We start from the raw sequence: 23,352 nt of genomic DNA on the forward strand, positions 1-23,352 counted from the left end.
TCTAACTTTTTGGGGGCAGTGCATTTCGGCTCTTTTTTTATCTCTTATTGTTTTGTTGATTAAACTCTTTAAACAATTCTAATAAATTCATAATAGATTTTATCAAATCATTTGTTTCTAAAAGTAAAGCAAAATACAATTTACTGTTTTTTGGACTAGTTTCTGTAGTTCTAATTCTTGTAATTTGTTTTGTAATTAATTCTGAAACCGTATCTAAAAATGCCTTTTTGTCTTTAAGTATTTCATCTAATTTAGAGAAATCTTCTGAATTAAAACTTTCTTCTAAACGTCCGAATAATTCTTGTAGTTGAGCATCAACCGTTTTAAGATCTCTAATTTGATTAAATTTTAATTTCTTATGATTGTTATTTACATGCGAATGACTGCTAGTCGTAATAAACTCTAACGATTGAACCATATCTTGTAAATATCCTAAAATCAAAATATAGAACTTACTAGCTTCTACAGAATTTTCATCTAAATTTTTGATAAAGTAAAAAACATTACTCTTTAATTCATCAATTTCTTTTTCAAGTTTCTTAAGTGCTTTCTTATTTTCTTTAAGTTTAGCTAAATCCTGTAAACCTAAGTTATCAATTACCCTAGAATATAATCCACTTGTTTTTCTTAAAACTTTTGAAATTTGAGAAGAACTTTCTGTAATCATTTCTTTTAATGTTACAATATCTTCTTTTCTTAGTTTCTTAATTTCTTCTTCCTCTTTAACTTTCTTTTTATGAATTTGGTTACTTCTGTAAAAGAAAATCGCCACAATAATCATAAAAGCAAAGAAAGCAAATACTTCACCGATAAACAAAATATACGCAATAATTGCAGAGGATAAAAATGCTGCCATAGCGGTTACAAACCAACCTCCAATTACATTGAATACTCCAGCAACTCGATATACAGCACTCTCTCTATCCCAGGCTCTATCAGCAAAAGACGAACCCATCGCTACCATAAAAGTTACATAGGTTGTTGAAAGAGGCAACTTCATAGAAGTACCAATCGAAATCAAAATAGAAGCTACAATTAAATTTACCGATGCACGAACCATGTCAAACATAGGCTGCTCATCTCTTTTTCCTGTATATTCTGGTTGAATAAATTGAGCATCTAACTTTTTTTGAAGTGCTTTAGGAAGAATAAAACTAATAACATTCCCTAAATACATAAAACCACGAACAATGTTTCTAGATAAATTATTTGCATTGTATTTTTCATTTCCTTCACCTTGTCGTGATAAATTTTGCTCTGTTTCAATTACAGTCCTTGCTTTCTTAGAAGTCCATAATGTATAAACCATAACCAAACCAGCTAATGCTAAAAAGATAAATGGCGCTGGTAAATTTTCTTTCTCTAAATCTGACATCATAAACTCAGTAGCTCCTACACTTTGTCCTGCCCAAATTTCATATGCTTGATAAGCTGCAATTGGAACTCCAATAAAGTTTACTAAGTCATTACCAGCAAAAGCTAATGCCAAACCAAATGTTCCTACTATGATAATAAACTTAAAAACACTATACTTGAAAACACTAATTAATAATTGGCAAACTACTGTCCATAAAATTAAAGAATAACCAATAATTGTTAATGGGTTTTCTTTTATAAAATCTTTTACCTCAGAAGGAACAAATGTTATTGATTTTAATCCTTTTACTAAAATAAAAAAAGTAATTGCTGTCATAGCTACTCCTCCAAAAAGAGCCGCTACATATTTATATCTTTTTTCAATGTGAAATGTAAAAATCAACCTTGACACATATTGAACTAACGAACCAAGTGCAAAAGACAAGGCAACTGAAAGTAAAATGCTATATACAATTTCTGAAGCTTTTTCTGAATTAATATAATTCCCAATATTACCAGAACCATCACCACTTACATATACTTTGTATACAGCTAGCACTACAGAAGCTCCTAATAAAGAAAAAATAACTGAAACAGTTGTAGATGTTGGAAGTCCTAATGTATTAAAGACATCAAGTAGTAATACATCTGTAATCATAACCGCTAAAAAGATGATAATTACGTCATTAAAAGTAAACATACTTGGCGTAAAAATTCCGTTTCTCGCAATTTCCATCATACCGTTAGAATAAAGCGCTCCAACAGCAACTCCTAAACTCGCAACAATCATAATGGTTTTAAACGAAACTGCCTTAGAACCAATAGCCGAGTTTAAGAAATTAACCGCATCATTACTCACCCCTACCATTAAATCGGTAATTGCAAGAATAGCTAATGCGATTAACATTATAATATAAATTTGTTCCATTTTTTTATGAATTAATTTCGATGCAAAATTCCTTTAAGAAATTTAGATTTACGTTAATTTAATGTTATCAATTTTGTATTTATATTCTATTTTAAATCCGCCACATAACTTTAATTTAACATTAGAAGTTTCTACAATCTGACAAACAATACCGAAATGATTACTATTTATTTTATAATAAAACCATATATAAATATCTTTGCAAAAAAAATTATGGCAGCTGTTGAAATTCAAAATTATTTCGAAACCATTAAAACATTAATCTTAGAGTACTCACCAAAATTTATTGTCGCCATTATAATTCTTTTAGGTGGACTTTGGGCTACAAGCTTTATTACAAAAGCAGCAAAAAAAATAATGCTTAAGCGAAATGTTGAATTAACACTTTCAACTTTCATTGGAAACGTTATATTTTGGACATTACGCGTATTGTTGTTTGTAACTGTAATTTCAAAACTTGGTATAGAAACTTCTGCTTTTGTTACCATCTTAGGAGCTGCTGGCTTGGCTATTGGTTTATCTCTTCAAGGTTCACTTTCTAATTTTGCAGGTGGAATTTTGATTATTTTGTTTAAACCATTTAAACTTGGCGATGTGATAGAGGCACATGGCGAAACTGGAAAAGTAGACGAAATTCTTATTTTTTCTACTAAATTAATTACAGTAACAAATCAAGTAATTTATATTCCAAACGGAATTTTATCTAATGGAAAAATCAAAAATTATTCGCAATTAGGAATTAGAAGAGTGGATTTAGTCTTAAAAACAGCCTATGACTCAAATATTTCAGAGATTAAAAACACTATCCTTGATTTTGCAAAAAAACATCCATTTGTTATCCAAAATCCGAATCCGGAAATTATTATTAGTGAATTAACAGATGCTCACGTTATATTTACGGTAAAAGTTTGGACAAACAATTCGGATTACACTAAAGTTTCCTCTGAAATTCTAGAATTTAGTAAATCTGTAGTAAGGCTTTAAGTTACTTAGTTAAAACGAAATCTTTTAAATAATACGGTTCAAAATAAGCGACATCTACAAAGTCGCTTTTTTTGTATTTATCAAAAGACAATTCACTCATTTGTTTAGCCGAAGGAAATATCACATCTGAATGAAACACAAATTTATCACCGGTTAATGTATTTTTAAATTTTTCTGTTCCATCGCCAACCAAATGCATTTTTTCTGAAATTTCTTGATATGAAGTTTCATCAATAATTTCAGCTTGCGTATTTCTGATTTGCTTGTAGCTTTTATCGTAAATAGCCGTAAAAACTTCCATTCTGCGAGCATCAATCATTGGAATGATGATTCCGTTTTCAATTTGAATTTGCTTTGCTAAAAGTTGCAATGTATCAATAGCAATCATTGGAATATTCAATGCATAACAAAATCCTTTAGCCGAAGAAACGCTAATACGCAAACCTGTATAGGAACCTGGACCTTGACTTACCGCAATAGCATTCAAGTCAGAAAATTGTAAATTATTTTCAGCCAGTAATTCTTCGATAAAAACGTGTAATTTTTCGGCATGGGAAAAATTTTGCTCTGCAATTTCTTTGCATGCAATCGCTTTTCCTTCCTTTGCTAAAGCAACAGAACAATTTTTAGTAGCGGTTTCTATATTTAGAATAATAGCCATATTTGGTTTTTTGAAAGGCAAAGTTAAGAAGATAAACCAGTAAAAAAAATAAGGCATAGTTTTCTACGCCTTATCTACCCAAATTAACTCATAAGAAATCTATTTCTTACTATCTTTTTTATCTTTTTCAGATTCAACACGAACTTTATCATTAGAAACTAAATCTTTTGAAACCGTTGTGTAAGGTCCAATAATAATTTCTTCTCCCGGTTTTAAACCCGAAATAATTTCAATATTGGTATCGTCTTGAATTCCAGTTTTAACTACTCTCAATTTTGCTTTATCTCCAACTTTCACAAAAACACATTCGTATTTTTTATCACTTTTTGGAGCCGTTCCTTTTTGTTCTTGCTCTTTTTTATCTAACTCAGCAACAATATCTTTTTTAACCGAAGTTGTATCGTCTTTAATTACAACTGCGCTAATTGGCACAGCTACAATGTTTTCTTTACGTTTTGTAATAATGTCAACTGTAGCCGTCATTCCTGGTCTAAATGGAGAGAAATTTTGAGGTTTTCCTTCTAATAAATCTTGGTATGATTCTTTTAAAATTCTAACTTTTACTTTAAAATTTGTAACCTGATCTGCTGTTAAAGTAGAACTTGCTGAATTTGAAATACTCGTAACAATTCCTTTAAACTCTCTTTTTAAATAAGCATCAACTTCAATATTTGCAGAATCTCCAATGTTAACTTTTACAATATCATTTTCGTTCACATCTACTTCAACTTCCATATTGTTTAAGTTCGCAATTCTTAAAATTTCAGTTCCTGCCATTTGCTGCGTTCCTAAAACTCTTTCACCTAACTCTACATTCAATAACGAAATTGTTCCATCTGCTGGTGCGTAAATAGTTGTTCTTCCTAAATTATCTTTTGCTTCTGTAACCGTAGCCGAAGCACTTTGCACTTGGTAATAAGCCGATTGTTTATTGGCAACCGCAACTTCATAAGCCGATACAATTCTATCCCATTCCGATTTTGAAATGATTCCTTTTTCGAATAATTTTTTATTTCGATCATAATTGGCTTTTGCTTCTTTAACTTGAGCGTCTGCTTGACTTAAACCAGCTTTTGTAGTTGACATAGAAGCCACAGAACGATTTACTCCAGATTCATATAAATCAGGATTGATTCTTACTAATAAATCTCCTTTTTTAACTTGTTGTCCCTCTTTAATTGGCAAAGCAATGATTTCACCTGAAACTTCAGATGATATTTTTACTTCAATTTCTGGCTGGATTTTTCCTGTTGCCGAAACCGTTTCTACAATTGTAGTTTGAGCAACTTTTGATAATTCAACGACCTTAGATTCATCGTTATTTCCAATTACACCACCTTTTTTAAGTCCAACTAATAACAAGATTAATCCGATTGCACTTCCTAATAAAATGAATATGGTTTTCTTTGACATGACTAGGTATTTATATTTTATTATTGTTTTTTAATTAATGGAATTCCAAAATAGAATTCTAATATTTTGGTTCTAAAAATGTAATCGTATTTAGTTCTCAATACTTCTGATTGTGCGTTTTCATAAGCTATTGTAGATTGAGAAAAATCAAATGAATTCATTAAACCTACTTCATAACGCTCTTTTGAAAAATTGAAAGATTGTTTTCTAGCTTCTAAAGTTTTTTGAGCGGCATCAAATGATTTTTTAGCATTAATAACGTCATTATAAGCCTGATACACATTTCGCTCTAAATCTAATTCAGCCTGTTTCAATTGAAACTCTGAACGCTCTTGATTAATTTTAGCACGTTGTACTCTTCCTCTTGTAGCAAATCCATTTAAAATTGGAACGCTTAACTGTAAACCAACAGCTGTTCCATCAAACAATGACAATTGATCTGCAAAATTAAACGGTGTACTTTCAGACCAACGAGTATTATATCCAACAAAACCTGTTAATGTTGGTAAGTAAGAAGAACGTGAAATAGAGACATCTTTTTTAGCAACATCAACATTTGATAAAGCTATTTTTACATCTTTAACCGATTCTTTAGCTTTAGCCAAAATAGTCTCCTGAGTTTCATTTGTTATATTAGATATTGGTAAATCAATCACTTCATCTGAAATATCAAACGTAGCATAATCTTCTAACAATAAAGTTTGACACAAAGCAACTTTAGAAATTAAAAGCGCATTTTCAGTACTAATAATTTGTTGCTCTTGAGTAGCATCTGTAGCTTGTAATTCGAATATATCTCCAGCAGGAAGTGAACCTGCTTCTATTAATTCTTGGGTTCTTTTGATATTTTCTTTAGTAACTAAATTTTGATTTTTTTGAACTTTCAATTGTTCTTTATTAAACAATATTTGTAAATACGAATTCGCAATTGAAAGAGCAATATCATCTTTCATTTTATCTAGACGATATGTATTTGCTATCTTATTTAATTTTGCTCTTTGTAAGGTTTTCCAGTTTGCTAAACCATTAAATAACATTATGCCAGAATTTGCAGAAGCAGAAAACGATTTAAATGTTTGATTTTGAAATTGATTTGTTACAGGGTTAATACTTGCACCCGTATTTACGCTGTAATTAGCATTTGCAGTTAAAGTTGGTAAAAATCCCCCTATTGCCTCAAGTTTATCAATATTTGAAGTTTTTAAATCCAATTCCGATTGCTTTATCGAAATATTATTTTTTATAGCATAATCTACACATTCTTCCAAAGTCCATTTTTTACTTTGTGCCGAAAGTTGAAAACCTATCAACAATAGAAAAAAAACTATTTTTTTTGTTATCATTTTATGTGCTTTTATTCTCATTTCTTATAAGACCTCTTTTTCAATATTTTGTTACAGTATATCAATTAAAATTTTACTTTTACATCGAAAAATTAGATCTCCTATGAAAACATTTCTTGTAATTTTTGCCTTACTTTTTACCTTGCTTCTAACCATTTCATGTGGTACAGCAAAAAAAATTGATGCCATAAAACCAGCACCTTCAAACGATAACCCTGTAGTTTTTAAAAATAAAGTTTCTTTTATTTCAATGCCTGTTGAAATAACATTGAAAGAACTCGAACAACAACTAAATAAAAATGTAACCGGATTAATATTTAACGATTCTATCTTAAATGATGATAAAACCGAAATGAAAATCTGGAAAACAGCCCCAATTAAACTAAGTGAAAATGATGGAAATATAGTATCAGTTATTCCATTGAAAATTTGGGCAAAATTTAAATATGGAACTGATTTTATGGGATTAAATGACACTCGTGAAATCAATCTAAATGGAATCATAACTTTAGACAGCAAAACGCATTTAACCAATTGGAAACTTACCACTACTTCTAAAATAGAAGATTTTAAATGGAGTGAAAGCCCTACGATTTTGGTAGCTGGAAAAAACGTTCCAATTACTTTTATCATCAATCCCACATTGAGCCTATTTAAATCGAAAATTTCGAAAAAAATTGATGAAGCTATCGATAAAACCTGCGATTTTAAACCTCATGTTTTAGACGCTTTAGACAAATTAAGCAATCCTATTTTAACAAGCGAACAATACGAAACTTGGTTTAAAATGGTTCCTTTAGAGTTATATGTTACGGAAGCCAAACTTAACAAAACTAAAATCATGTTGAACATGGGATTAAAATGCAACATGCAAACTATGGTGGGACAAAAGCCAAAAAGCGGGTTTGATGCTTCGAAAATTGTATTGAAACCAGTTGAAAAAATTCCGGACAACACAACTGTGTCGGTAGTAGCGGTTTCTACATTTGAAAGTGCAAGTAAAATTGTAACTAAGAATTTTCAAGGACAAGAATTTGCATCGGGAAGTAGAAAAATCACTGTTCAAAAAGTAGATTTATGGCAAAAAGATGGCAAAATGATTATTGCTTTAGATGTTTTGGGAAGTATTAATGGTACAATTTATTTATCGGGAATTCCGAATTACAATCCTATTACAAAAGAAATTTATTTTGATCAAATGGAATATGTTTTAAACACAAAAAGCATTTTAATGAAATCGGCCAATTGGTTATTACATGGAACTATTTTAAAAAGCATACAAGCAAATTGTCGCTATTCGATTAAAGGAAACTTAGAAGAAGGCAAACAAAACATGAAACCTTATTTAACCAACTATTCTCCTATGAAAGGTGTTTTTGTAAATGGAACTATCAATGATTTCGAATTCGAAAAAGTTGAATTAACGGATAAAGCCATTATTGCTTTTATTACCACTAGTGGAAAAATGGATATTAAAGTGGATGGATTAGAATAAAACAAAAAAGTCGTTTCAATTGAAACGACTTTTTTTATATTTCTTTTTTCTTACCGTATTTTAATCTATAAATGGCATAACCTAAAACCCCAACTAATATGTATGGAATTGCCATTAAATATACTATTCCATCATTTACGGCTTCTGCTTTAACACCACCTTCTTCGCTTTCAAGAGCAGCACGACACATGGCACATTGCGCTTGAGCAGAAATGCTGATGACGAAAAAAACGATTCCAAATAAAAACTTTTTCATCTAATTTGCGTAATAAGGAGAAATCATTAAATAAACAACTACACCAGTAACCGCAACATATAACCAAATAGGAAATGTAATTTTTGCTATTTTTTTATGTTTATCAAATTGTTGTGACCACGCTTTTACATAAGTAGTTAAAACTAAAGGAATGATAATAATTGATAATAAAATATGCGTTATTAGGATAAAATAATACACGTATTTAATTACACCTTCACCACCAAACTTAGTAGAATCTGAAGTCATGTGATACGCTACATACATTCCAAGGAAAGCTACTGAACAAGCAATGGCAACTTTCATTAAATTCTCATGTAATTTTCTGTTTCCATTTTTGATAGCGATAACCGCAGCAACTAAAACTACAGCGGTTAATCCATTAATAGTAGCATAAATTGGAGGTAAGAAAGATAGAGGTGCTACATCATACCCTAATTTTCTCAAATTCACTCCAAAAAGCAAAGCTACTACAGCCGGAATTGCAACTGATAAAACAACAATAAGTTTGTTATATTTTGTTTCTATATTATTTTCCATAATTATTCTTCAAGTAATTTTTTAATATCTTCTTTGATTGCTTCAACTCCAGCAGCATCAAGTCCATCGTAATATAAAATTGGATTTCCTTGTGCGTCTTTTCTGCATCTGATTTTTCCGTCTTTGTCAATTAAAGCGAATAAACCCGAATGTTCAAATCCTCCAGCAACTTTATTGTTTTCTCCAGCGTATAAGTTAAAACCTTTGTTTGCTAAACTGTAGATGTATTCTTTATCACCTGTCAAAAAATGCCAATTGTAATGTTTTACTCCTAATAAATTAGCATGTTCTTTCAATATTTGGGGGGTGTCTTTTGCAGGATCGATGGTTATAGAAGCAATTCCAAAATTTGGATTCCCATAAAATTCGTTTTGCAATTGCAACATGCTTTCATTCATTTTAGGACAAATCGTAGGACATGTAGAGAAGAAAAACTCTACCACAACACTTTTCCTAAATAATCCGCATTAGAAATTGTTTTATTGTCTTGATTCGTTAATTTGAATGCTGGAACTGGACCAATTTCAACCAAATCTGATTTTTGAAATTTAGCAATGATTTTTGGTACTGCCCAAATTCCAAAAATCAAAACGATGAATGAAATTCCGATGTATGATTTATTCTTCATGAAAATTACTTTTGTTTTTCAATATTCTCTTTGATGTTATCACGGAAAGCATCTTTTCTTTCGTTTTTATTCTTCTTGAGCGCCAAACGATACTCACGAAGAATGATTTTTACATCATCTGTCATTTCATTATGTAAATCGGCTGCCGAAATAGTATTGTAACTTTCTTTGTACTCCTCCTCACCTTTTTTGTTTTTACCTTTTCTTCCGCGATGATTCAATTCTTTATCTACGATAATTACAGCAGGAGTTCCTTTATTTTCATCCAATTGTCCCATTAATTTAAAGCTATCATAGAATTCTTGAATTTTATCTGGAGTTGAAAAAACAAATCTCCATCCTTTCATATCGCCAGTTATTGGTGCTAATTCATCTATAATTTGTTGGCATTTCTTTTCATTCCCTAAAGGAACCACCATTATCATTTGGAAATCTTTGAAGCCTTTGTACTTATTATAAATCTTCTGATTTAAATTAAAAAAGTTACCGCGATTTTCAATAACACTATCACCAACAAAACCTAAAACGGTTATCTTACCTTTCATAGACTCTTTCGAACCATCTAAACTTGTCCAATCGGATGGGATATCTTGGTTGTTCTTTGAAATTGTTGGTAAAAAAAGAGAATTGTGAGATGCCGTTGAAAAAACTAGATAAATAGCGATAGGCAATATAAAAAGTGAAATGAGGACTAATTTATTTTTCATTATATGAAACTTATTTTGTTCCTACAAAAGTAAAAAAATCCCGATGTAAATCGGGATTATATAATAGAAACAAGTGTTAAAATATCCACTTTAAATGACCTGTTTTGTAAACATCAAAAACATAGTTTCCTTCAACTAATAAAATAAAAGATAGATAAAGGATTAAGAAAACTACTGTCCAAACGATTGATCTTCTAAACCATTTTTTCTCACCTTCCATGTGCATGAAAGCCCAAGTAATATAATAAGCTTTTACAATAGTTAAGATGATAAATAACCAGTTAAGCAAGTTCATTCCAGCGAAATTGTTAAAAAACAATGCCTTTGGTTTATAGATACCGAATAAAACTTCTACGATAGTAATTACAGATAGAATTCCAAAAACTACCCAAATTCTTTTTGTATTTGATTCGTGTGCGTGTGCCATGATATACTTTTATTATAAATTATACTAAATAGAAGAAAGTAAATACGAATACCCACACTAAATCGACAAAGTGCCAGTACAATCCAACTTTTTCAACCATTTCGTAACTTTTTCTTTTCTCGTAAGTACCTAATAACACATTAAAGAAAATGATGATATTAATTAATACTCCTGTAAATACGTGAAATCCGTGGAAACCTGTAATAAAGAAGAAGAAGTTTGCAAATAATTTATGACCGTATTCGTTTCTAACCAAGTTAGCTCCTTCAACTACATATTTAGCTTCTTCTAATCTTTTTAAAGATTCTGCTCTAGATAACACTGTTTTATGTTTTTCAGCATTCAAATATTCAGAACGAACTAAAATAGATTCATCCGCTTTGAAACCTTCAACAACTTCATTAACAGAATAGGTTGGTAAAGAAGCTTCACTCATGAACCACATACCATTATTTCTGTTTAATTGCTCTCTTGCTTCTGGTAATGTAGCAGCAAAATCAGCTAAAGCTACTCTTTTAAAAGTTCCGTCTTCTTGTTTTTGAACAAATTGTAAGATTGAACCCCCTTTAGTTTCAACAGCACCATATTCTCCTTTGATGAAATTTTTCCATTCCCAAGCTTGAGAACCCAAGAAGATAAAACCACCAACAATAGTTAACAACATGTAAAATGCTACTTTAGTTTTTTTCATGTGATGACCTGCATCAACTGCTAACACCATAGTAACTGAAGAGAAAATTAAAATAAAAGTCATTAACGCAACATAATACATAGGTGCATTTACGCCATGTAAAAATGGAAAGTGGTTAAAAACTTCATCGGCGATAGGCCAAGTTTCAATGAATTTAAATCTTGAAAAACCATACGCGGCTAAGAAACCAGAAAAAGTTAATGCATCTGATAAGATGAAAAACCACATCATCATTTTACCATAGGTTGCTCCTAATGGTCCTGGACCTCCGTCTAAAGCGTGTTCGTCTGTAATAACTGTCGCTCCCATAAATTTTTTAATTGTTAAAAAGTTCCCAAATTTATTATTTTTTTTCTATTTGAAAAAATAGAAAAATAAAAACAGATAAACCCAAATAAAATCCATAAAGTGCCAATACATCGCACTTAGCTCTATACCAAGGGTTTGAGCCGAATTGTATTTTTGTTTATAATGATTATAAATTACTACTAAAAGCGAAATAATACCCCCTAAAAGGTGTGCAATATGAACTAAAACAGCGATATATAAAAATGAAGTAGTTACATTACTTTCACTTCCTGTAAAAAAGTAGCCATTTTCAATTACTTGCCCAAATCCTTTAAACTGTAATACTATAAACGCAATTCCAAGCGCTAAAGTAATCAATAAAAACATTGAAGCACCATTTCTGTTGTCTTTTTTTGTTGCTTGTAAAGCTAAGTAAAAAGTAAAACTACTTACTAACATAGCTACTGTACTGATTACAAATGCAGAAGGCAACACAAAATCTTTCAACCAATCTGGTCTTGATTTACTTACTACATAGGCACTTGTTAGTCCAGCGAAAATCATACAGATGCTAATCATCCCAAACCACAACAACATTTTGTAAGTTCTGCCTTTGCGAGCTTGTTCTTCTTCCAAAGTCATTCTATTTTCCATAACTATCGTAAAAATTTATCTATAACATATATTATTTGCAACAAGGAAATGTACGAAACACTAACAATCATTAATTTTCTTGCCGCTTTTGCATCCATTTGTTTGTGTAACTGTACCGCATAAAACAACATCCATAATCCTAATAAGAAAACGATTACCGCTGCAGTTTTCGATAAAATCAAATTTCCGGTAAACCCAAAAACTGGAATTATCGAGGCTAAAATCATCCAAATCGTATACAAAATGGTTTGAAGCGCTGTTTTTTTATCGCGTTCTCCTGTTGGTAACATAAAGAACCCAGCCTTTTTGTAATCGTCATACAAGAACCAACCGATGGCCCAAAAATGTGGAAATTGCCAGAAGAATTGAATAATAAATAAGGTTCCAGCTTCAATTCCGAATTGACCTGTTGCTGCCACCCAACCTAACATAAAAGGAATAGCACCTGGAAAAGCTCCAACAAAAACAGAAAGCGGCGTTAACGTTTTTAATGGCGTATACAAACTCACATACATGAAAATCGAAATTGCGCCAAACATAGCGGTTTTAGGATTTACATTGTATAAAATAGCTAATCCTAAAATGGTTAAAACACATCCTAAAATAAAAGCATTTTGTTTAGAGATTCTACCAGAAGGTAATGGACGATTTTTAGTTCGGTCCATTTTGGCATCTAATTCAATTTCTATGATTTGATTGAAAACATTGGAAGCGCCCACCATGCAGTAACCTCCAACGATTAATAGTGCTAAAACCAACCATTGAAACGGTTGTTCCTCATTAAATCCTAACAAATAACCCGCAATAGTAGAAACCACTACACTAATAGATAAGCGTGCCTTTGTAATTTCTACAAAGTCTTTGTAAAAAGATTTTTTAATTTGAGGTTGTGTATTTGTGTCCACTTTAGTGTTTTTCGCTGTGAAATTGCGCGCAAAGATACGATATGAAAATTAGAATTTAGAATTTAGAATTTAGAAAATTCGTTAAATCTACTAATAATCAAAATACCAGTTAAATAAATCGCTTCTTAGCCCAATTGAAAACCAAGTGGTGTTTGATTTTACTGTTGTAGCAGTTTCAGCAGATGGATCGAAATTTCTGAACAGAACATTTCCAAAAACTTTTAAATTTGAAGCTGGATTTACTAAATATCCTAGTTGTAAATCGGCAATCATAACCGTTGTTTTATTTCCTTGTGCAATCGAAACTCCGGTATCATAAGGACGATTTTCATCGTAATCTAAATATATATTACCTCCGTAGTTGAAGTTATCGGTTCCGTTATTAAAATCAAATCCGCGTTGGCCGTAAATTAATTTCGCATCAGCAAAATATCTTCCTTTATAATAACGTGCAATAGCAATAAATTCTCTAAAATTCGCTCCCCATAAATGCCCCATACTTTGATTGTTGTGACCGTAATTAGTAATTGGATCACTATGCGAATACACGTAAGGACGCACTTGATTATATTCTACCTGAAGTAATAAATTCTTTATTTTAAACGCATCATAATACTTAGCTCCAATTTGGTACGCAAATTTATTTCTCCAACTTTGATTGCTTTGTTTTACATCACCAATTGCAAACTCGTCAATTAAAAACTGTCCGTAAAAGTTAATTTGATTGTTCCGTTTGTATTTTGAAGTTAATCCAAGCAATGCATTTCCTGTTTTAGACGATGAGCCAAACTCAACCGTTCTGTAAAAAATTAATGGATTCACAAAATTAAAATCGAAACCTCTATCGTTGGTATTCGTCCAAACCACATTTTCAAAGAAACCTAAATTCCATCTTTTAGTTACATTCCAACTCAAATAATGACTTGCCATGTATTTTGTAGTATAGGTTCCGTCAACTGTAGCAGCATCACGAACATCTTTCAGCCACATGTAGGTATTGGTGTATTTAATTTTCCAAAAAGTAGTATTGATTTTAAAATACGGATATGGGCTTGCACCATCACTTTGTAATAAAGAACGATATCCATCACCTAAGAAATTTCTTCCGTAACCTAGTTGTAGATTTACAAATTTACTTGGTTGGTATTTGATATTAGCTTCTGCCAATGGAAAATCATAAGCATCCTCTTTAAAACGTTTCGCAATTCCAATTCCTGGAATAATCGCTGAATTTCCACCCGAAGGACGAATACTTTCTGCGTATGCATTGTAATAATCAGCAAATCTACCTTGACTTTCATAGATAGAAGTTGTAAAAGTTAATTGCTTTCCTAAACCACCATTTACAATTAAACCTCTTGTGTTAACAAATGAGTTCGAAGCTTCACTTTCAGTATCTTTTCCTAATCTAAAATCGAAAATTGGATTTAGAGTGAACCAATATTCTTCACCTTGAATCGCTACTAAATTTTCGTTCCATAGTTTTCTTCCTCACCAAGATGCTTTTTGTTTCGCAAAAGATTGGTTTGCCGTTTCAAAATCATAATATTTTGCTACTTCATCATACGAATAAGGTTTTGAAGCCGTGTGATTATTGCTTCCTACTTGATTTAACAAAGCATCGAAAACACCATAATTTTGATGTGAAAACTGCACAATTCCCGAACTTTTAAACTGCGGATTTTCGAATGGTTTTATCACCAAATCATCGTATTCTGATAATTCTTTTTTGTTATCAATTAACAGCGTATTTGTTTTGGCATATTTAGTAGCTACATCTTCTAGAGTGTTTGGGGCAACTAAAGGAATATTGATTTTTATAGAAAATTTGGAATACGTTGGCTTTCCTGCATAAGTAGCAGGTGAAACTTTTGGCTATGATTCAAAAACACGAGCAGCTTCTTTTTTTAGTGACTCATGTGCTGCGTCGGTATACAAAACCTTGAAATCTCCCGTAGTATCCACTTCAAAAAAGGCAATTACTGTTCCTTTATAATTTTGATCTTGAAGTTCTTGTGGTACTTTAAAATTGTTATAAAAATAATTTTGAATCGTATTATAAAAGCAAGATTCCTGTTGTTTACCAGTAGCATTTACACAATCTGAAAATATTGGAAATTGTTCATTTGACGAATGTTGAGCAAAAGTTGTAAATCCGAGAAACAACAATAGGAAACAGTATATTTTTCTCATAAGATATTTTTAATAATCGCTATTTGAAATTTCACCATTTGCAATTGCTTTAGCAGCTGAAGTTCCAATTCGTTTTACGCCTAATTGAACCATTTCTACAGCTTCTTCATAAGTTCTTACTCCTCCTGCAGCTTTAACGGGTAGCGGACAAGAATTTTCAAGCATTAATTTAATGGTTGGAACTGTAGCTCCATTTGGAACACCTTCAGGAGTTTTATAAAAACCGGTTGAAGATTTTACAAAAACCTTTTCATAATCGTTTTCATCGAAGTTTGCAATCACAACATTTTTAATCAATGCCGATAATTGTACAATTTGATTATTATCTAAAGCTGCTACTTCAATAATCCATTTTACAATTTTGTTGTGAGCTAACCCTAATTTAGTTCCTTGTAAAACTTGTTCTTTTACAATATCAATTTCGCCTCTTTTAAATGCTTCATAATCTAAAACATAATCTAAATCATCAACGCCATTTTCTATAGCTTGTTTGGCTTCCGCTAATTTAGCTTCTAAAGTCCCATTTCCTAATGGAAAATCGATAACCGTTCCAATTGTAACTTTTGAATTTGATTCTTGAATCATTTTTTTTGCCAAAACCACTTTATCAGGTCGAATCATGATTAATTTAAAATCATTATCAATGGCTTCTTGAATACAATTTTTCACAACTTCTGTGTTTTCTTTTTCAGAAAGATTAGCTTGAGCTGCGGTTTTAAGATAGGTTGAGTCTAAATATTGTTTGATGTTCATTTCACAAAGAATTATAATTTGTAAAAATAAAAAAATCCCATCGAAATGGGACTTTTTATCTCAAATAATATTTAATTATTGCATTTTAAACACAACTGGTATTGTGTATTTGATTCTTACTTCTTTATTCCCTTGCTTTGCAGGAATTAATTTAGGGATTCTTTTTACGGCTTTCTCTGCCGCTTTTTGCATTCCTAAAGTAGCTCTCCTATTATTTAACACTACAACATTAGTGATAGCACCATTTTCATCAATAATAAATTCTACTTGGGCTACCCCTTGCTTTCCAGCTTCTAAATCTTCTTCAGGATATACTAAGTTTTTCACAATCGCTTTAGCTAATTGTTCATCGAAACAAGCTTTTTGTTCTGCTCTACTTAATCCTTTACAAGTTGGAAACATGGGCAATTGTTCAACCGAAAAAGGTGAGTATTCTGATAGGGTTTCAACTTTACCAGTATTATCAGGATTTACGATTGGATTTGAATTTGTATTGCTTTGATTATCCGCATGACTATCTTGACTTGCTAATTTTGTTTGATTATCCTCCTTTTTAGGCTCTTCTTTAGTAATTTTAAAAACCTGTGTAAGTGGACTTTTTGTAACTAATGGTTTAACAGTAATTTGAGGTTTCGTTATGGGCGCAGGATTGTATACAAACGTTTCTTCCTCAGGGATATCTACTGTAGGAATATATTTTGCTTTGTATTTTTTATCCTCAAAATTAAATTCAAGAATAAAAAGCACCACTAACATCGTAGCAATTAAACCAACTTGAAAATAGATAAAACTATTTTTTGATCTTTTCGGGAAATCGACATTTGCTTTCATAATTATATAGATTAATAGTTAACGGTTTGTTAATTAGTCTATACAATTTATGTGCCAAAAAAAATCCCAACTTTTCAGTTGGGATTTTATATTATTGTAATTTGAATGTAATTGGCTGGCTGTATTTTACTTTTACAGGTTTACCTCTTTGCATACCAGGTTTAAATTTAGGTAATTTAGAGATTACTCTTAGAGCTTCTTTTTCAAGCAGCTCACCACCTTTAGGTCCTCTAGCTTGAACATTAGTAATACTTCCATCTTTATCAATAACAAAAAGAACTGCTACTCTACCTTGAATATTATCTTCCATTGCTCTTTCAGGATATTGTTGGTTTTTCTTAATGTGCTTAGCCATTTGCTCCATAAAACACTCTAATCGTTTGTTTTTAGCAACACCTTCACATCCAGGAAAAACAGGAACATCTTCAATTACAGCAAAAGGAACTTCTTCATCAATTTCTTCAGCAGTTCCTCCCTCTTCTCCGTATGAAGAAGCTTGAGTTACAACTACAGCTTTATTTTCATTTACTTCCGTAGTTTCAATTTTCTTTTCTTCTAAAACTTGTTTGTTATCAACAATTTGAATTACTTCAGGTGCTGGTGGAGGTGGAGGTGGTAGTCTTTGTGCAGGAGGCATTGTTAAAATAACCTCTTCTTCATCTGCTATCATGTTATCTGCAACACCAATTTCTACAGTTTCTTCGATTGGATCTTGAGATTTCATCTCTAAACTCACATAAGTTAACATTAATACTGCTGTTAAGCCTACAAGAAAATAAAGAGAGCTATTTCTCTTTGGATCAACATTTGGATTTTTCTTTACTTCCATAACTTTATTTTTGAAGGTGCTAATATACTTAATATTAGAAATGTTTTGAAAAAAAAATTAAAAAAATTTATTCTTATAATAAAGCAAAACAATTAAACCTACGAATGCTCCCGTTGTATTTGCCAAAAAATCATAAAAATCTGCTTGTCTTGTATTTGTTAATATCTCTTGTAAAACTTCGATAATTAAGCCATAGCTCATTGCAACTAGGAAAACAAATAGATAATATTTTCTATTTGAATCATTTTGCCTTTTTACTAATCCCCATAATATTACAAAGAAAAGGTAAAATAAGAAATGTACTATCTTATCATTACCAACAGATTTTATTTTTGAAAATGAATTTACACTTACCAAACTTGCAACAGTTATAACAAAAGTCCAAATTAAAGCAAGCCAAAAGAATTTACGCTCCAATAAGTGCTTTATAATCTTCACTTGACAAAAGTGTATCAATCTCATCAATATTAGAAATTTTCACCTTTACCATCCAACCATCACCATAAGGGTCAGTATTTACTTTTTCTGGACTTGATTCTAAAGAATCGTTAAATTCAATAATTTCTCCTGATAAAGGTAAAAACAAATCAGAAACTGTTTTAACCGCTTCAACTGTTCCGAAAACTTCGTCTTTATTTAAGGTTTGATCTAATGTTTCTACTTCCACATAAACAATATCACCCAATTCTTTTTGAGCAAAATCAGTAATCCCTACAGTAGCAACGTCACCATCTACAGAAACCCATTCGTGGTCTTTAGTGTATTTTAAACTAGTTGGTATATTCATTTGTTTTTAATTTTGAAGTACAAATGTAATTTTATTTATTGAATAGAAAAAAAGGTTTTTGTTATTTTTTTTGCAAAAAAACTTTAAAAATTAATCTCTATTTAATTTACTTAATAATCATTTAATTACCAAAATTGTAACGTAGTGTAAATCCGCTTCTAATATTTGTTGTTGGAAAAGAAGTTGATATTACAGCTTGAGAAAATTGATGATCATAAAAGAAAATTGCTGTTAGATATTTACTAAACGAATAATCGGCAGTTAGTTTTAGAGACCATAAATTTTGACCACCTCCTAATTGATTGTTGTCATAATCTAAATAACGAACAATAGTATTACTTTTTCGTAGAGAAAAATCGGCTTTCAAATTAATATCACTTTTTATAACTCCTGAAACATTATCGGCTAAAGCAGAATTAATAGTTACATCTTTGATTCTATATCCTAATCCAATTATGTATTCATTACCAACAACTTCCGTCAACAAATTATTATCAAAACTCATATTTAGAGTTCTATCCTTTTTTATTTCAGCAAGAAATTTTAAAGAATTTTTTAGAGTAAAATCAACTTTAACAAGAGGATTGAATTGTTCTACTAAATTTACATTAGATACTATTTTATTAGCAAAGAAATTACCATTAGCATCCGTTGGTGATGAATTTAAATTTGATCTGAATGCATTAACATTGTAACTAGCTCTGTAACCATGCTGTATAGAAAACATTTTAAAATTTTCTTTAAACCATGAATAACGCATTAGTCCGGTATATTTAATATTCCAATTTGGCAAAGGGGTGTTTCTAAAAACCCCTGTAGAAACTTTACCAGCATCTATTCCTGAATAAGCCGCTATAAAAGAAGGAAGTAAAACCTGCTGACTATTTTTCCCATACCCTACAGGATACCCATCTGTATCCCTAGGAAAAACAGATGAACCATAGTAATTTTCAGCTAGTCTATTTGCAACAACTAACCTATTATCTCTCATATCTTGAAATGCTTCTGAAAAATTTAAATCACTTTGTGAAAAGGCCGTCTTTATAAGAATTGTAGAAATATTAAAATTACCAAAATCGTATGGAGAACGTGAATTATAAACTCCTCCAGAAACATCATATTGCTCAGAAAAATTATAAGTATAAGAACGATCTGCATTAAAATCTATTGTTAAGTCTGGAAAGACTTCAACTTTTGCTGTAAGATTTAATTTTTTGTTTTGTATTTGAGTGAAATTTTGATTAAATTCTGGAAAGGTTGTAAGCCAACCATTTTTTGCCGCTTCATATCGAACATCTGCTTGACTTCCAAAAATAAATCCTAAAGTAGGTTTTGATGATCCAAAAAATCCTAATCCTGGCAAATACCCTGGCAGCACTGTCCCTCTATTTTCTGTATAATTAATTTGTATGTTTTTTACACTCGTAAGAACTCCTATTAAACCAGCGGAAAACACGCTTCGCTCTGTTGAAATATTTTTATTTGCTGGAGCAGCTGTAACTTTTTGCCCTGGCTTTGGAGCAGCTTGTTTTTCTTTATTCTTTGCACTTTTATTAGATTTTGTTTTGGTTAAACCGATATACTTATAAAACAAATCCATATTTAAGGCTGTATTCAATTTATGAGAACTAGCATTTTGAATTGTATTTCCAAGTTGGTAAAGAGTTCCATCTTCAGCTTGAATGGAAGAAAACGCATCTGAAGAACGTTGCCAATTATAATCACCAGTGTAAGTATATGTAGATTTTACAAAACTAAATATAGGCAACTTACTGATAGGCAAATCATAATTTACAACAAATTGTTGGTTGTGTTGATTAGCTTGTCCTGTATTCCAATAATCATCCCATATATCAAGACCATCAATAGGCATGTTATTTTCATCAAGATAATTTCTAACAATATTATTGGAAGAAGCTGTATAATTAACCTTAAGAGACTTTGTTATATTATAGTTTAATCCGTATTGATAATTAAAAAAATAATTTCTTCTATACAAATCACCTAATCCAATACCTTGAACATCTACCAATCTAAATCTTTGCTTATTAAATTGTCTTAAAATAGTTGAACTAAAAGAAATATTAGTCGGTAAAAAATTAAAATTAAAATCGGATAGTAATTTATAATAACTACTTTTCTTGAACAACTTTGTTTCTTTGAAAGGCTCAACACTTAAAGGTTTAAATGAATATGCGTAATCAACAGTAGATCGATTTTGTTGATCAACTAGATTTTCAATTTCATAATCATGATGTTGTGTTTCGTTAAGTGAATACGATAGCGTAATATTCTCTACATCATAAAAATGAGGTTTCTTTTCTGGATTTTTTTCTTTCTTAACACCAATTAAATTTATACTTGTTCTCTTAGTATAATCTATTGCACGATTCTCTATATTAGAACGCTCAGTAGGATCAGAAGTGAATTTTAAGAGTTGTTTCAATTCAATATCTTGATAGAACGGATCGAATTTAGGAGTAATTGTTTGTTCGCCAACACCATAATTTAATGGTAAATTAATTCTCCATTTTTTTGGTAATAATTTACCTAGATTTAAATTAGTAACAATATCATATTGAAAAACATCTTCTCTGCTTCTTTCATTAGGACCTTGCTCAAGAGATCCAAAGCCAATTGTACTCATTCGAGTTGTTGCAGAAACCGTTGCAAAATCGGCTAAATTAGTATCTAAGTTTGCTACTGCTGCGTATCCTCCTTTATTGTCCATATCTGACATACGCAACTCATTAAACCAAACTTCTCCTCTTTGAACTTGACCCGACTTATTTTTTACACCTATCATTAAAGTTCTAACCAATCCAAAATTTGGATTCCCTTTAATCCCTAGTGTTAATCTGTTTTTTGAAGACCCAAGATTCTCCTCTTCTACAAAACCAATTCCATTAGGATCGTAAACAATTGAAGGATCACTAGCCAATGATAATATTTTTAATTTAGTTAATAGCGATAGAGGTACTTCGATTTCATTTTCAGCCGGCCAAATAGCATCTGCAGAAGATTCTCCAAAAGCAGTAACCTTTAATGGGATTTCTACTTGATAAAAGTTATCTGTAAAATCATTTCCAAATCTTATAAAAGCAATTAGATTATCATCTTGTAAACCTCCATTCTCAGTTCCTTCAGCATGTAAAAACATACGCAATTTTTTAAATTGTCGCATATCAACACTCACATTCTTAAAAACAGCTCTAGAATCATTTGGTTGTAACCCTTGTGAAAGCCCACCAGTTTTGTCATATACTCTTAAAGATAATGACTGTTCATTTTGATTTATAACGGTATTATTATTATATAATTGTTCTCTAACTACTCCCGGTGGTGTAACATACTTAATAGGACTTCTATTACCATTTTCCTGAATATTTAAAGCAACTACATCAAAACCTGTATTATCATCATCAGGATTAGGATCATTGATATCTAATGAATTAACAAATCGTCTCCATTCTCCTCTAACCAAATCCAAAGCTCCAAAACGTAATGTAATTTCATCTTTAAATCCTGTCATGTACATTCGCATAAATCTTATTGATCTAAAATCATTTATTGGACCTACTTTGTTGGCATCTGTAAATTCTTGAATAGGAATTTTATACAAAATCCATCTGGCATTTGCAGTTTGTCCATTTGGTAAAACATCTGTAAATTTTCTAGAATCTACAATATAATTCTGTCCAATAGGAACTCCATTATCTGAATCAGGATATTTTAAGATTGGAACCTCAAATTTAAAATAAGCATTAATCGTGTTCATTGTGTTATCGCGATTAATATCTTCAACATCAGGATAAGTTGTATTTCCTCTATTGGTATCGGTAACATTAACAGGTGAATTCCTTTCAAATCCGTTATAATTTTTATATCTAGAAACAACACCTCCATCAGCATTCAAATAAAATTGATAGTTATCCGCAGATGGGTCAGGTTGTGATGCAAATTGAGGATATTTTATTGCCTCATCTCCATCAATCAAACCATCAAATCCAACATCTTGTACTTCCCTATTGTTAGCATTGGTATCAAATGCATATATTAATGATTGAGAAGCTGGTTGTTCTCCCCATTCAGTAGAAATTGTTGGTTGATTTGAATTCGCTTCTGGTAATCCATTTTCATATTGTTTTCGACCATCACGTAAAATATCTTCAGATATCTCACCTAAATTAAAAACTATTTTACCTGTATTATTTGGATCTGCCACATCTCCAGAATTACCATAGTAAGGATCAAGAACCCAAAATTGGATATACTCTACATTTGATTGTTCAAAATTTGTTGAATTTATGGAACGCATAATACCAGCCCAATTTTCTGGAGCTTCAATTTCTGAAAATTGATTAGTTGCTGCTATATCGGGATTATAGTTATAAGGTCCTCTTTCTTTAGGATAGTAAGTCATATCTAATGTACTAACTACTGTTGATTGTCCTTGTGCAATGTCAGTAACAGGATATAATTCTCTACTAAAAATTCTTCTTGTCCTATTTGATGACAAATCATTATCAGAAATTCCTGCTGGAGGTTGTACATAAAAAACGGGGTCAATTGAATACCAAGATAATTTAGCTCTTTTATAACCTACATTTAATGCATCAACTACTGGCTCATCTGAAGTTATATTGCCATCGAAAGCCCCTTCTAATGGAACACTCGCTAAGG

General features: G+C 31.1%; 22 protein-coding genes and 1 pseudogene. 2 read left to right on the plus strand and 21 right to left on the minus strand.

All coding sequences use genetic code 11. From position 1 onward, the window contains the following. Positions 1-37 precede the first annotated feature (37 nt). Positions 38-2,284, minus strand: coding sequence for an inorganic phosphate transporter (locus B4I81_RS08010; protein WP_291109458.1), 2,247 nt, complete (start codon positions 2,282-2,284; stop codon positions 38-40). A gap of 213 nt (positions 2,285-2,497) precedes the next feature. Between B4I81_RS08010 and B4I81_RS08015 the strand changes: the two genes are divergently transcribed. Further along, on the plus strand, positions 2,498-3,268 hold the full coding sequence (locus B4I81_RS08015) for a mechanosensitive ion channel family protein (protein ID WP_291109460.1): 771 nt from the start codon (positions 2,498-2,500) through the stop codon (positions 3,266-3,268). A 1-nt stretch (position 3,269) separates the two neighbouring features. Here the strand turns inward: B4I81_RS08015 and tsaB are convergent, their stop codons facing one another. From tsaB to B4I81_RS08030, 3 genes are all read right to left on the minus strand, one after another. Continuing rightward, on the minus strand, positions 3,270-3,929 hold the full coding sequence (tsaB, locus tag B4I81_RS08020) for a tRNA (adenosine(37)-N6)-threonylcarbamoyltransferase complex dimerization subunit type 1 TsaB (protein ID WP_291109462.1): 660 nt from the start codon (positions 3,927-3,929) through the stop codon (positions 3,270-3,272). A gap of 99 nt (positions 3,930-4,028) precedes the next feature. After that, entirely contained in the window at positions 4,029-5,342 is a 1,314-nt protein-coding gene (locus B4I81_RS08025) for an efflux RND transporter periplasmic adaptor subunit (RefSeq protein WP_291109464.1), read from the minus strand. A gap of 20 nt (positions 5,343-5,362) precedes the next feature. After that, positions 5,363-6,682, minus strand: a complete 1,320-nt coding sequence (locus B4I81_RS08030; RefSeq protein WP_414655095.1) for a TolC family protein — start codon at positions 6,680-6,682, stop codon at positions 5,363-5,365. Between the two features lie 106 nt (positions 6,683-6,788). Between B4I81_RS08030 and B4I81_RS08035 the strand changes: the two genes are divergently transcribed. Next, positions 6,789-8,180 (plus strand): DUF4403 family protein, encoded by a 1,392-nt coding sequence (locus B4I81_RS08035; protein ID WP_291109468.1) that lies wholly within the window; start codon positions 6,789-6,791, stop codon positions 8,178-8,180. Between the two features lie 34 nt (positions 8,181-8,214). On the opposite strand, the gene B4I81_RS08040 is transcribed toward B4I81_RS08035, so the two are convergent. The 17 genes and pseudogenes from B4I81_RS08040 to sprA form a co-directional block, all read right to left on the minus strand. Next, complete coding sequence (locus tag B4I81_RS08040; protein ID WP_291109470.1) at positions 8,215-8,436, minus strand: hypothetical protein; 222 nt, start codon at positions 8,434-8,436, stop codon at positions 8,215-8,217. Beyond that, entirely contained in the window at positions 8,437-8,976 is a 540-nt protein-coding gene (locus B4I81_RS08045) for a DUF420 domain-containing protein (protein WP_291109472.1), read from the minus strand. A 2-nt stretch (positions 8,977-8,978) separates the two neighbouring features. Further along, a pseudogene (locus B4I81_RS08050) lies at positions 8,979-9,604 on the minus strand (SCO family protein). A 5-nt stretch (positions 9,605-9,609) separates the two neighbouring features. Next, the gene (locus tag B4I81_RS08055) at positions 9,610-10,311 is read right to left on the minus strand and encodes a hypothetical protein (RefSeq protein ID WP_291109474.1); all 702 of its coding nucleotides are present in this window, start codon (positions 10,309-10,311) and stop codon (positions 9,610-9,612) included. A 76-nt stretch (positions 10,312-10,387) separates the two neighbouring features. Then, on the minus strand, positions 10,388-10,738 hold the full coding sequence (locus B4I81_RS08060; RefSeq protein WP_026724344.1) for a cytochrome C oxidase subunit IV family protein: 351 nt from the start codon (positions 10,736-10,738) through the stop codon (positions 10,388-10,390). Positions 10,739-10,757: 19 nt separating this feature from the next. Continuing rightward, entirely contained in the window at positions 10,758-11,738 is a 981-nt protein-coding gene (locus B4I81_RS08065) for a cytochrome c oxidase subunit 3 (protein WP_291109477.1), read from the minus strand. 45 nt (positions 11,739-11,783) lie between these two features. Further along, positions 11,784-12,371: a cytochrome c oxidase subunit 3 gene (locus B4I81_RS08070; protein ID WP_291109479.1), complete on the minus strand. Its 588-nt coding sequence runs from the start codon at positions 12,369-12,371 to the stop codon at positions 11,784-11,786. Positions 12,372-12,373: 2 nt separating this feature from the next. Beyond that, complete coding sequence (gene cyoE / locus B4I81_RS08075; protein ID WP_291109481.1) at positions 12,374-13,276, minus strand: heme o synthase; 903 nt, start codon at positions 13,274-13,276, stop codon at positions 12,374-12,376. Positions 13,277-13,366: 90 nt separating this feature from the next. After that, complete coding sequence (locus B4I81_RS11825) at positions 13,367-14,443, minus strand: hypothetical protein (protein ID WP_349678568.1); 1,077 nt, start codon at positions 14,441-14,443, stop codon at positions 13,367-13,369. 324 nt (positions 14,444-14,767) lie between these two features. Beyond that, entirely contained in the window at positions 14,768-14,977 is a 210-nt protein-coding gene (locus B4I81_RS11830; protein ID WP_349678569.1) for a hypothetical protein, read from the minus strand. 174 nt (positions 14,978-15,151) lie between these two features. Then, positions 15,152-15,469, minus strand: coding sequence for a hypothetical protein (locus B4I81_RS11835; protein ID WP_349678570.1), 318 nt, complete (start codon positions 15,467-15,469; stop codon positions 15,152-15,154). Between the two features lie 9 nt (positions 15,470-15,478). Next, positions 15,479-16,222, minus strand: a complete 744-nt coding sequence (gene deoC, locus B4I81_RS08085) for a deoxyribose-phosphate aldolase (RefSeq protein ID WP_291109483.1) — start codon at positions 16,220-16,222, stop codon at positions 15,479-15,481. A 75-nt stretch (positions 16,223-16,297) separates the two neighbouring features. After that, the gene (locus B4I81_RS08090) at positions 16,298-17,053 is read right to left on the minus strand and encodes an energy transducer TonB (protein WP_291109485.1); all 756 of its coding nucleotides are present in this window, start codon (positions 17,051-17,053) and stop codon (positions 16,298-16,300) included. A 91-nt stretch (positions 17,054-17,144) separates the two neighbouring features. After that, positions 17,145-17,882: an energy transducer TonB gene (locus B4I81_RS08095; RefSeq protein WP_291109487.1), complete on the minus strand. Its 738-nt coding sequence runs from the start codon at positions 17,880-17,882 to the stop codon at positions 17,145-17,147. A gap of 57 nt (positions 17,883-17,939) precedes the next feature. After that, positions 17,940-18,299 (minus strand): VanZ family protein, encoded by a 360-nt coding sequence (locus B4I81_RS08100; protein WP_291109489.1) that lies wholly within the window; start codon positions 18,297-18,299, stop codon positions 17,940-17,942. Further along, positions 18,289-18,669, minus strand: coding sequence for a glycine cleavage system protein GcvH (gene gcvH / locus B4I81_RS08105; protein ID WP_291109491.1), 381 nt, complete (start codon positions 18,667-18,669; stop codon positions 18,289-18,291). The genes B4I81_RS08100 and gcvH overlap by 11 nt, the downstream gene beginning before the upstream one ends. Positions 18,670-18,790: 121 nt before the next feature. Then, positions 18,791-23,352, minus strand: a 4,562-nt coding sequence (sprA, locus tag B4I81_RS08110; RefSeq protein WP_291109493.1) for a cell surface protein SprA, incomplete at its 5' end; no start/stop codon positions are given.

The sequence above is a fragment of the Flavobacterium sp. UBA6195 genome, from assembly GCF_002422095.1.
Lineage (GTDB): Bacteria > Bacteroidota > Bacteroidia > Flavobacteriales > Flavobacteriaceae > Flavobacterium.

Excerpts from the sequence above, each read along its gene's own strand:
- B4I81_RS08010 (WP_291109458.1), bottom strand. The coding sequence starts at position 2,284 with ATGGAACAAATTTATATTATAATGTTAATCGCATTAGCTATTCTTGCA.
- B4I81_RS08015 (WP_291109460.1), top strand. The coding sequence starts at position 2,498 with ATGGCAGCTGTTGAAATTCAAAATTATTTCGAAACCATTAAAACATTA.
- tsaB (WP_291109462.1), bottom strand. The coding sequence starts at position 3,929 with ATGGCTATTATTCTAAATATAGAAACCGCTACTAAAAATTGTTCTGTT.
- B4I81_RS08025 (WP_291109464.1), bottom strand. The coding sequence starts at position 5,342 with ATGTCAAAGAAAACCATATTCATTTTATTAGGAAGTGCAATCGGATTA.
- B4I81_RS08035 (WP_291109468.1), top strand. The coding sequence starts at position 6,789 with ATGAAAACATTTCTTGTAATTTTTGCCTTACTTTTTACCTTGCTTCTA.
- B4I81_RS08040 (WP_291109470.1), bottom strand. The coding sequence starts at position 8,436 with ATGAAAAAGTTTTTATTTGGAATCGTTTTTTTCGTCATCAGCATTTCT.
- B4I81_RS08045 (WP_291109472.1), bottom strand. The coding sequence starts at position 8,976 with ATGGAAAATAATATAGAAACAAAATATAACAAACTTATTGTTGTTTTA.
- B4I81_RS08055 (WP_291109474.1), bottom strand. The coding sequence starts at position 10,311 with ATGAAAAATAAATTAGTCCTCATTTCACTTTTTATATTGCCTATCGCT.
- B4I81_RS08060 (WP_026724344.1), bottom strand. The coding sequence starts at position 10,738 with ATGGCACACGCACACGAATCAAATACAAAAAGAATTTGGGTAGTTTTT.
- B4I81_RS08065 (WP_291109477.1), bottom strand. The coding sequence starts at position 11,738 with ATGGGAGCGACAGTTATTACAGACGAACACGCTTTAGACGGAGGTCCA.
- B4I81_RS08070 (WP_291109479.1), bottom strand. The coding sequence starts at position 12,371 with ATGGAAAATAGAATGACTTTGGAAGAAGAACAAGCTCGCAAAGGCAGA.
- B4I81_RS11835 (WP_349678570.1), bottom strand. The coding sequence starts at position 15,469 with ATGAGAAAAATATACTGTTTCCTATTGTTGTTTCTCGGATTTACAACT.
- deoC (WP_291109483.1), bottom strand. The coding sequence starts at position 16,222 with ATGAACATCAAACAATATTTAGACTCAACCTATCTTAAAACCGCAGCT.
- B4I81_RS08090 (WP_291109485.1), bottom strand. The coding sequence starts at position 17,053 with ATGAAAGCAAATGTCGATTTCCCGAAAAGATCAAAAAATAGTTTTATC.
- B4I81_RS08095 (WP_291109487.1), bottom strand. The coding sequence starts at position 17,882 with ATGGAAGTAAAGAAAAATCCAAATGTTGATCCAAAGAGAAATAGCTCT.
- gcvH (WP_291109491.1), bottom strand. The coding sequence starts at position 18,669 with ATGAATATACCAACTAGTTTAAAATACACTAAAGACCACGAATGGGTT.